At 51.4% G+C, this 11,348-nt stretch carries 7 protein-coding genes; 5 read left to right on the plus strand and 2 right to left on the minus strand.

Translation table 11 applies throughout. From position 1 onward, the window contains the following. Positions 1-33 precede the first annotated feature (33 nt). Entirely contained in the window at positions 34-747 is a 714-nt protein-coding gene (locus tag IE065_RS12585; RefSeq protein WP_189515613.1) for a type II secretion system protein, read from the plus strand. On the opposite strand, the gene IE065_RS12590 is transcribed toward IE065_RS12585, so the two are convergent. Further along, positions 744-1,793 (minus strand): LacI family DNA-binding transcriptional regulator, encoded by a 1,050-nt coding sequence (locus IE065_RS12590; protein ID WP_189515615.1) that lies wholly within the window; start codon positions 1,791-1,793, stop codon positions 744-746. The genes IE065_RS12585 and IE065_RS12590 overlap by 4 nt on opposite strands. A gap of 149 nt (positions 1,794-1,942) precedes the next feature. Between IE065_RS12590 and IE065_RS12595 the strand changes: the two genes are divergently transcribed. From IE065_RS12595 to IE065_RS12610, 4 genes are all read left to right on the plus strand, one after another. Further along, positions 1,943-4,444, plus strand: a complete 2,502-nt coding sequence (locus tag IE065_RS12595; protein ID WP_189515617.1) for a hypothetical protein — start codon at positions 1,943-1,945, stop codon at positions 4,442-4,444. Between the two features lie 53 nt (positions 4,445-4,497). Further along, positions 4,498-6,651, plus strand: coding sequence for a glycoside hydrolase family 66 protein (locus tag IE065_RS12600; protein WP_189515619.1), 2,154 nt, complete (start codon positions 4,498-4,500; stop codon positions 6,649-6,651). 84 nt (positions 6,652-6,735) lie between these two features. Further along, the gene (locus tag IE065_RS12605; protein ID WP_189515621.1) at positions 6,736-7,434 is read left to right on the plus strand and encodes a hypothetical protein; all 699 of its coding nucleotides are present in this window, start codon (positions 6,736-6,738) and stop codon (positions 7,432-7,434) included. A 47-nt stretch (positions 7,435-7,481) separates the two neighbouring features. Then, positions 7,482-8,255: a PEP-CTERM sorting domain-containing protein gene (locus IE065_RS12610; protein WP_189515623.1), complete on the plus strand. Its 774-nt coding sequence runs from the start codon at positions 7,482-7,484 to the stop codon at positions 8,253-8,255. Positions 8,256-8,346: 91 nt separating this feature from the next. Here IE065_RS12610 and IE065_RS12615 read toward each other — a convergent pair whose 3' ends face one another. Next, entirely contained in the window at positions 8,347-11,223 is a 2,877-nt protein-coding gene (locus IE065_RS12615) for an alpha-amylase family glycosyl hydrolase (RefSeq protein ID WP_189515625.1), read from the minus strand. Positions 11,224-11,348: the final 125 nt, after the last annotated feature.

An 11,348-nucleotide genomic window follows, 5' to 3' on the forward strand; every position in this document is an offset into this window, starting at 1 on the left:
CAATCTATTAACCATTTTACTAACTGAAAAGCAATGAATCGCAATAGCCCCAGCGAACCCCAATCAGGTTTCACCTTGGTTGAGTTACTGACGGTCATCGCCGTCACTACGATTTTGGCCGCGCTCATCATCATAGCCGTTGGCAAGGCTATTGAAACTGCCAACACCACGAAGGCTGCCACACAGATTCGCCAAATCTGCCTAGCATCACAACTATACGCAAACGAGCACAGCGGGCATCTGCCCAAGGTAGCCGCGGACAATGTCGGGCTGGATGATCCTCAGGATTATTTTTTCGTGACGCGCAACGGCGTCGCAGAATTGGAAAACACCGCCCTAGCGCACTACCTTGAAAGCGACGCCGTAGCGGAAGCAGTGCTCATGGCACCCAGCGATGATGGCTTGACCGAAGGCGGTCAAGAGGGTCGAAATTTCAGCTACTCATTCAATTTTCTTATCAACAAGGGCGAACTTGCGCCGGGATCTTCCTCTCCAAGCGGTTTCGAAAAAGCGCTGAGAACGGTCAACCTCAGCTATATCGAAAAGCCAGAGGCCAAGGCACTCGTCTATGAGGAAGAGTTGCCCAATGATTCTTTTTGCGTTTGGTTTATTGACCGTCCAACAACACGTTATGGCGGCGAGTCCCACGTTGGCTTTGTCGATGCTCACGTTGAACTGTTGCCCAACGAGGAAATCTTTGGCAACAGCGATTTGGGTGATCTGGTGCCAGCCAACCGGCAGTATTAAGCACCGCTGGCGCAGGCCTCTTTCACCTGCTCACGCACACTGGGGCCAGGCGTCCATTCGCTCATGATGGTGACGCACTTTGGAAACGGCGGTAAATGCAGCTCATTACGATTCAACTTGCCGACCAACATGTCCACTGCTGCCTTGCCAACATTCTCATGATTTTGGTTCATCCCTGCCCAAGCGGTCAGCGACGGCTCGTGGTCTAGGTGCACCAAGCCGATGTCTCGCGGCGCTTGAACACCCAGTTCTTCCAACCAGTCTTTAATCTCAGTGTGTAAAGTGATAATCACGTCTGGTTGGTGTTGCTTAAACCACTTGTAGAAATGATCCTTGCCCGCGCTCGAATACTCGTAGGGAACCATCATGCCTCGCTTGGGCAGTTGACGTTGTTCGACGAGAAACCCACCGCTTAGGCGAGACTCCAAAATGTGGTCAACGTAAGGGTGTACGCATAGCGCCGGTTTACGGTACCCTAGGCGGCGCACTTGCATCATCGCCTGACGAACCGTGTTATACTGATCGTTGATAACGCACGACAGCGACGGCTTAAAGGGCCGTTCGCCAAGCACCACCGCCGCATAACGCTGCCAGAGCAGGTCATATTTACTATCAATAATGTTATCCTGAAAAGGGCCCGTGATAATTAGCCCTTCAATGCCGCGCGAATCCAAAATTGTCATTAACCGAGCCGGACGCAGTGGTTCCTTAGCTAATACAAACTGATCGACAGTGTAACCCTGCTCACTCGCCCGCTCAATGCTCGAGTTAATCCAGCAGCGAACCGTCCGCTCCTCCACATCCTTGAGGTGCTCCGCGGTATTCACCAGCGCCAGCGTACTCTTGTAATTCGTGGTCTTACTCGCCCGAACTTGGGAAATGAGCTTAGAGACGATGGGGTTGGGCTTATAGCCTTCCTTTGCTGCAATGTCTTGTACCCGCTGGCGCACCTTCGAACTAATTCGGGGGTCGTTTCTCAAGGCAAGAGAAACTGTGGCGGGTGACACGCCGGCGAGTTTTGCGACGCTACGGATCGTTGGGGTCATGACTCATCATTGTGACTTGAACCAAACAGAAATGTCAACCGCGAGTTAACTGTTTAAGGCCTACCGTTTTGATTCAACAGTTCAGTTAGCGTCTCATGACCCATTTCCAATGCACCTGCATTAACGATCCATAACATCTTTGAATTTCTGTGGAAAACCCCTCTTTCAACCCAATTAGCAGCACTGAGACTTTTACTCCGCCCCATGCATCCAACACCAAGTCCGAACAGGTAAGGCTGTTGTCTGAGTCCCCTGAGGGTGCACGCGTTTACCAATTAACTACAGACATTGATTTACGCGACAATTTGCCGAAGGACAAGCGCCTCCAAGTCATCGAGCCCGCCGGGGGGGCGCGTTGCCGCACTGGCAATTTGCTATTCGATGCGCTCTACGCAATGGCCATGCAAGAGACCGCTCAAAACTCCGTTTCATGCATTCAGGACGCAGACTATTCGCATGGCCAGCCCATGGATATGAGCGTCTATAAAACCGGTGAAAAATGGGATTTTGTTTGGACGCGTGACTTGGCTTACGCTTTGCATCTGGGATTAGCCCCACATGACACCGAACGCGCTCTCACGTCGTTGCGCTTCAAAGCTTCACACCTCAAGGTCGGCATTCAGGATGGCTTCGCCAATCAGATAGTACAAGACACCGGATCAGGAGGCAGTTATCCAGTTTCCACGGATCGCGTGGTCTGGGCACTGGGCGCTTACGAAGTGATGAACCATCTTTCGCCGAAGCAACGCACGAGCTACATTGCCGAAATTTACCCGATACTGCGGGACACAATTGAACAGGACCGAATCCTAGTCTTCGATAAAGACTCCGGTCTATACCGCGGGGAACAATCGTTCCTCGATTGGCGCGAACAAACTTACCCCCAGTGGACCGAGAATGATACGCTGGCCATTGCGATGTCCAAAACGTTGTCCGTGAACGCCCTCAATGTGTTCATCCTGCGCCTGGGTGGCAGCATAGCTGCCGAACTTGGTTATCCCGAGGAAAGCAAACGCTACCGCGCATGGGTGCACTCCCTCCATGACACCATTAATCAACGATTCTACGACGAGAAAGCTGGCCTATACCGAACCTACCTGTTATCAGAATACGGTGAACACTACCTTGCCTTACCACGATATGATCTGCTGGGCCAATCCCTCGCCATACTCCTCGACATTGCCAGCGAACAGCAAACACGCCGCATACTCGACAGCTATCCGAATGGACCACATGGCCCAGCGGTCGCCTGGCCGCAGGAAAGTAACACGCCGATCTATCATAACCAAAGCATTTGGCCATTCGTCACCGCCTACTGGGTCAAGGCAGCTGTCAAAGCAGGGCACACCGCCGCCGTTAACGCGGGCATCCAGTCGCTAATGAAATTATCCGCTGCGAATCTTTCCAACATGGAAAACTTCGATTTCGTCTCCGGAAAAGCCTATATCAAAACCGAATTGAATGAAGGGCCGACGATCAATTCCCGCCGGCAATTGTGGTCAGTCGCGGGTTACCTTTCCATCGTTCAGAATGTGATCTTCGGTCTCCACGCAACAGAGTCAGGCATCCGCATCGAACCATTCGTAACGCAGTCAATACGCACCGAATTATTCGCTGACACGGACAGCATCACCCTGGCAAACACACCTTTCCTGAACACAATCAACACGGTCACTATTCATCTTCCGGAGGCGTCGACATTCGTCTCTGAAAGAGCCAAGGTAACGTGTGTATTGCTCAACGGCCGCGAAGTCACTGCAAGCATTGTTCGCCCAGAGGAACTTCAGTCCGACAACCAATGGGACGTCTACCTGGAATCCGATGAACCAACGCCAGTTAACAGTCCCCTACGAGTCGTCAATGTGTATAACCAAAATGAGATTTACACCCCAAGACCTCCCGAGTGGGATGACGACAAAGGCGGAGTGCGCCCCAACGGTGGCTTGCTGAAGTTGTTCCTCAAGCATCCTGCGACCGGTTCGATCGTGTTCGATGTTTATCGTAACGGAAAGCTGCACGCCATTATGAAGGATTCTACCGAATGGCTGGACCTCGACTCCGACGATTTCTCACAACAAGCTTACGTTTACCACTTGGTTGCACGTTGCCAGCAGAATGGCCTCGTTTCGCACCCAACGCGCGGTCGACGCTACCTCCCGTCTAGGCAAAAGCTAATCATCGGTGCTCACTCGATGAATCGCATTGGCGGCAGCTTAATCGACAAACATCATTTTGAAGATTGGGGCCTTCCCGATCATCAAATTTCGGTGTCCGGCATTCGCGTTAACCAGTCTGGCCGCTACGCTATACAAGTCAGCTACGCCAACGGTAGCGGGCCGATCAACACCGGCATCACCTGCGCTGTAAAGAAGCTCGAAATCAATGCTCCAGCGAATGAACTGAACACCACAGGCTACCTCGTAATGCCCCAAACTGGCGGCTGGGAACAGTATCAACTCTCCAATTCAATCATCGCCGAGCTCGACACAACGCAACCATACGCCCTCCGCATTAGCGAGGATCCCTACTCCCGCAACATGAGCTACCTCGACAGTAATGTCGCCTACACAGCTCGCGTTGGTGGCAGCAATAAACGTTATAACTTCGTCAACATCGCCGAGATTCGTATCAGCTACATCGGCTTTTTGTAAATTGTTTTATCCTAAACCACATGTTAGCCTGCCTTTCATTACTCCGTCTCAATATGTTACCTCGCCTAATAATCGCGGTTGCGGTATTCCTCTTCGCTAAGGCACCTGCGTTTAGCGAGCAGTTATCCATTTCCGACCCGCAGTTGGAAGCAGCCTTACGAAAATCGGGCCCGCCCCTCCGCGATGGCTCAGGGGTATTGTTTCGCTTTGAGCCGCCATCAAATCTCGAAATCAAGGCAGTCTACCTCGCGGGTTCATTTAACAATTGGGCCAATAACGATAACGGCGTAGTGAACAACCCGCGCTTTGCGATGCAGAATAAGCAGTCTGACGTGTGGTATAAGTTCATCGATACTCCGACACCGGATTTCCAATACCGTTACGTCATGCAAACGACAGACGGCCAAATGCTTTGGACGACGGACCCGTTTATCGATGCACGCCAAGGTGACAACTCCGCTACCAACCTCAATGAACTGCAGCATTTGAGAGCCGAAACCGTTACGAATCAAAACACGCAATCACCAACCATGCAGCTCTCACTACAGCGTGTATGGGTTGAGCCATCCGAAGCCAATCTCTTGTATGCCAACGTCACCACGCCAGACAATAGCCTAGATCTGCGTATCCACATCACTACACCACTCGGGCGCGTCATATACAACGGTACACAAGCGGCGCGTAACGGTGTGAACCAAATCAAAATTCCGGCCATCGAATGGGCCGGCGGCTACATCACGCAGGTGGAACTCGTCCGCGATGATCAGATACTCGCGGAAGAACACGTCATCCTATCCATTACAAAAAACCCCGCGGATGACTTGCGTTACGGCTTCTTCGCCAGCTATCCCAATACCTCGGAAAATTACGACGCCAAGGCTGCCATGCTCGCCGATCTCTACATCAATGCGGTTGAATTCTATGACTACTTTCCCGCGCATGGTGACTACGCACCAAGCGAAGCTCAGTACGTGTTCGAACCCTTTGGCGTGGCAATTAACGGCCTCGACGTGAAAGCCAAAATCGAAGCCTGCCAAAGAAGAGGCATTCTCGCGCTCGCCTATATTTCGGCCTACGCCGCCTCGGAAAGTGTTTACCGGGAAATCACCGATCCGATGACCGACGCGCAAGGTCGGCACAAAATATTCAACGGCGAGATCATGGCCGAGGAGGATGCCGATGATCGCGGGAAGCCCAAATGGTTCTGGCTCATGAATGTTTCGGAAGGTTCCGCCTGGCGGTCCTATATCATGGAGGAGTTGAAACGCACTTTAGAAGATAACCCCGACGATTTGGTCGCCTTTGATGGATTTGAAATCGACACCTACGGCGATCCGACCGATGCCCGCTTTTACGCTAACGGCAGTCCGCATGATGGCAAAGCGCTCGCGGACATACTGCAGGGCTTTGTCTCCCATGTCGCCGCGATGACACACGAAACCAAACCGCATGGGCTGGTATCCTTCAACAGTGTGAATGAGTTTGGCGTACAGAACATGTATGACGTCACAGATTTTCTTTTTTTGGAAATCTGGCGCTGGCAGGCCGCGCGCTTAAGCGACTTGGTTGACATCTCTTATTTCCACCAGGGTGCCAGCAACCAACGCGTCATCCTCAAGCTTTACCCCGCCGATATGGCCGAACCGCAAAGCAGTTGGCCCAAGTGGACGCTGGCTCGTATTTTGGGTGCCACCATGACTGGCGGCGGCTCACTCATGGTCGTCGGCGAGCCCGACGAATCGACCGAAACCATGCACGCACTCAACTCACTTTACTACCCCGACCATCAACCGCTTACTAAAACAAACGCAGACGTGCTTAAGCGCTACTATGCTCATGACGCCATGCTCTACGAATACACACATGGCGGCAATGTGAGTAACCTAGACCTGCGCGTCCCGCTGGATGACGGTATCACCCGCAGCTACTACGCTCCACATAGAAACGCGATTTGCGTGCAACTTCTCAATCTAAGCGGTCATCCTGATTGGTCTGATGCGCCGTCCTCCATTTCAACCCGAAGAAATGTCGCGGTAAACATCCCACTCCCAGAAAGCATTACACCACAGGCCATTTACTTCGCCAGTCCTGACAGTGATGCTTACCAGTTCCCCACTCAGTTGGACTTCGATACGCAGTCCGACCAAGTCTCCATTTCAATTCCAGAACTGATCGTACACGGAACAATTATCATCACCTGTAACTAGCCCATTTTAACTGTTTAACGCCGATATTCTCGCCTCCAAAAGTTACCAGTAACACACTATTCCCCAGTAAATACCCCCCAAACCATGAAGGATTTCGGCATCCGCTTTACCCATTACGCTTGGGTTACCCTCGCGCCACTCACACTTGCTGGTGCTGACTATGATGACGCAGCCCAGTCAACGTATACCGACGGCTGGGAGCGATTGGAAGACGGATCTACTGAAGTCAATGGACTCGGTGGCTGGGTATTCGAGGAAAACAACATTTTTAACGGCGGTAACATCGGCATTGAAACTTCAGCCCTTCGCAACAGCGGTGACAACATCGACACCGGCGGCGTTGCTTTCAAACTACATGACGCCGACGGAAAATTCGTGGAGCTGTATCGTTTTTTTGATCCCTCTGGCCTCCAGCAAGGCGAAATTTTCTCCATTGAAATCGCCATCAACAGTGAAGAAGGCTATCAGGGCCTCGATCTACGCAATAGCCAAAATCAGACAATTTTTAATTTTAACGGCGGTGCGGAAGCCTTCACCGTCAACAAGACGAAATCCGGCGATGGAGTTCTGGACATCGATGGCTCACCACGCGTGCTGTTCCATGTGGAAATCACTCAGGAATCTGACGGCGAAGGCAGCTGGCTCATTCGCCAATTTGGTCATCGAAGCGTATTGGCCCGTGGTGAATTCCTTGGTCGTGTCCGCAGCATTCGCCTGTATGCCGGCGACCAAGGTAGCCAAGCCGCCAACGCGCTCTTTTTTAATCGTCTGGAGATTCAGTGATCTCGCCAAGCCATCCAAGAACTTATCTAAATCCCAATAACAATAATATGAAACATCGAAACTACCTCGCGATTGCCGCCATCGGTGGCGTTGCTCTCTCCTCATCATCATTCGCCGCAATTATTGGAACTGATAATGCCAGCGCTTCTGCCTATAGTGGTGGCTGGGTTGATGGAACCGACGGCTCCATCACTGGTATTGGTGCCTATGGCACATGGTTCCTTAATCCAGGCGTGGACATCACTCACAGTATTGCTTCCGTAAGCAGTCTGAGTAGCAACCCTCCCAACCTGGATACCAGTGGCGTGTCCTTTCGCATGACAGGAACGAATGGTCAGGAAGCCACCGCCTTCCGATTCATCGACCCAGCAGGACTCGTTGTCGGCCAAAGCTTTTCGATCGACCTTGCAGTTAATTTCCGAAACGGCTTCAAGGGAATCGATATGCGAGGTGCCGACACCAATGCTATTTTCAACTTCAATATCGGCAGCGACGATTATGTAGTCAGTGCCGCGGCTACGGGCAACGGCAGTATTGGAGATTCTTACAGCGATAACACCTTGTTCTCCATTGTTTTCGAACAAACTTCGCTAGCTGGTGGTAATTGGTCAATCGCCCGAAGTGGCGGAGTTACCGACTTCGACAGCGGAACCTACACCGGTATAGCGAGTAGCATAAAGCTCTACGTAGGCGGCACCGATGGTAGTGACGCTGATGCACTGTTCTTCAACAATCTCGCAACCGTTCCAGAGCCAAGCCATTACGGTTTGATGATCGGCGTCGGGGCAATGGGATTATTGTTTTTGCGTCGCCGACGCTAAATAAAACACAATTGATACAAAGAACCTCCAGCCAGTAAACGGCTGGAGGTTTTACTGTTGATCAGAGCCAAAGCTCGTCGGTTGATTTAGTTCAGTCCTTGTAGAGCACAGTAACAGTAGTGCCTTCAACCAAGATACTGCCGTTTACAATACGGTCATTTCCCTCATCCGGATCAGCCATTTCGATCGCTACACTCCAATCTCCGGATGGTAATGAAATACTAGCATTAGGACCGGAATTATAGATGACAAATATCTCGCTCCACGCGTCGCCGTTGTTTGAGGCACCATGAATATGGTTGATCAATACACCAGTCGCAGGACTATAAGTGCTGACATTGTTGTCGATCTCCTGCCAAGTGTTCATACGGAAGCCCGGATGATCCAGCCGATAGCTGATAACGTCCTGATAGTATTCAAAGATGTCGAGGTTATCGACTTTTAACTGCCAATCGAACTGATTAATGCTGTCCGACGATTTATAGCTATTTTTCTCACCCTGCTTTGTCCGCAAAAATTCTTCACCGCCATGCAGAAATGGAATGCCCTGAGAAGTTAGCACCATACCGTTGGCAAACGTTGATATCCGACGTTTGTAGGTGGTGTTACTACTGACACCATTAAGTGCCGCCCACGCCTCGATCTTGTCCCATAAGCAGAGATTGTCGTGAGCCGAAACATAATTAATACACTGCTCCGGATCGTTCGCGAACATTGAGTCCCAAGTATTCACGGCTACGTTCGGGTTGTAGGCGAAACGGATGCCACCGCGGCTACCCACTTGAATCTCCCACATATTTCCAACTTGGTTAAACGCATAACCACCGCCAGACCCATCGTCACTATTACCCTTAATCGCTTGCCTAAAGTTCGGGTTAAAACAGCCAACATTCGAATCTACAATGAGACCTATGCTGCCCATACGAACGCGGTCAGCTTCATCTGGATCCGTAGCGTAGCCATTCCATGGCTCGCCGTAGATGAGCAAGTCACGGTTGGGGAATTCCGAATTCAAGTAGTCGGCCCAATCGGCGACATCATCGTAGTCAAAGATGCCAATTAGGTCGAAGCGGAAACCATCCACGCCGATCTCGCTTACCCAGTATTCAAGCGAGTCACGGATCATACGACTAACCATAGTAACGCGCGGATTAACGGAATTACCGGTGCCCGCCAGACCGTATGTGCCCTGTGCATTGACGTTGAAATAATCCAGAGTGATGTCGGAGAACATCCGTTCACCCTCGGGATGAGAAAACTGAATATTACCGTTTCCATCCTGCGTTTCGATGACCCACGTATGGTTATAAACGACGTCCATGATGACGCGAATGCCATTTGCGTGCAGTTCATCGATCATCGCTTTTAATTCTTCGATACGGCCTAGGTAATCATTGGGATCAATGGCATAGCGTTCTTCCGGCACGTTAAAGTTCTCTGGGTCATAGCCCCAGTTGTAGCAACCAGCCGCGTCTTCCGGATCCTTGGCCGAGCAAGTACCATAGTCATACATTGGCAGCAATTGAACATGCGTGACACCCAGATCCTTCAAGTGCTGCAAGCCGGTGCTCACGCCATTGTAACTCGTCCCTGGCTGAACCATACCTAGGAATTTTCCGCGTTTGTCTGCATCTACGCCTGACGAACTATGAATTGTAAAGTCCCGCACGTGGACTTCGTAAATGACAGCGTCCTCGCGTTCGTTGAGCGCGGGTGGAGCAACGCGACCGCCAACGGGATCCGTCAAGGCCAAGTCGATAACGATGTTGGTATCCGTTCCAGGAATCACCATGCGACCGTAAGGATCGCGCACCTGCACATCGTCGATTAGGAAATGGTAGTCCTCAAGCAACCAGTCGCCATAAACTTGAATCGCGTAGACATCGGTGTAGCCGTTTCCGTCCGGCTGTTGGAGCATGGAGTAAACATCACCATCTACCGAAACTTTGACATTGCTCGTATCCGGCGACCAGATAGCAAACGTGGTCAACTGCGGACTGTAGACATGCCCCAGTTGTATCTGCTCAGAGACGCCGAGGGACTCAATCGTATAGGAATAGGTCGAGTCATTAAACGAAATGCGATAACGACCCGGCGCGATGCTGATGTCGTTCCCGCCTTGTTCAGCGACACCGTCCGGCTGGTTGTCTCCGTAGTATTCCGACCAATCGCCGTAGCGGTCGAACTTAAACCGATCCGAAGCCTGCCCCACGAAATTCGCTTCAATTTCCCAAGTGTTATTGCCAACAAAGGTCATGGCCGCATTGCCCCAACCGTTGAGCGTTCCCCGGAAGTAAACTTGATCAAAGCTTTTTGCGCTCATGTTGATAACGCTGTAGGCTAAGGTATCGTCATTGAGCACGATAATGTAATCCCCGGCTTCGGCAATGGGAATGTCTCCGCCGTTGAGTTCGCTAACGCCGTCGAGAGCAGTGTCACCCAATTTACCCGACCAGTCATGCGAATAATCAAAAACGAAGCGGTCACCGGGATCACCCGCGAACGTAACCTCCACCAGCCAAACATGATCGTCCACCAACTCCATCTGCTCACTGAGGTCAAAGGAGTTTGGCGTACCTCGGAAGAACACCTCCGTATAATTACGCTTGATAATCGCGTAATGTAGGGTGTCGTCGTTGAAGGTAATGCGGTAATCACCTGCACCGAGCGGAGGCGGGATGTCCAGACCGTCAGGATCGGCCATGCCGTCCAGCTCATCATCTCCATAGTTGCCCGAAAAATCAAAAGAGCTATCGAACTTGAAACGATCGGGACCATTAACGTCGCCAAGGCCGGAGAAGGTAGCGTCGGTAAGCCACAAGTGATCGGCTACGAGCACCATGGACTGCGTGCCCCAAGCATTGGGCGTACCGCGAAAATTTAGTTGATTAAAGTTACTGACCTGGCCGAAGGACAACGGCACAAGCAGACTGAAAAGGAGGGTTTGATAGAATACTGATTGCTTCACGGGTATGGAGGTTGAGGTTTCTGATTGAGAATTGCTGGTCGCCGCCAGTCTTCACTTCGGTGAAAACGCGCAGGGCTATTGAAGGACATAGCGCATGCTGTAAGAATTGGTAATTACTTTTGCTT

This window comes from Cerasicoccus arenae (assembly GCF_014651635.1).
GTDB classification, from domain to species: Bacteria; Verrucomicrobiota; Verrucomicrobiia; order Opitutales; family Cerasicoccaceae; genus Cerasicoccus; species Cerasicoccus arenae.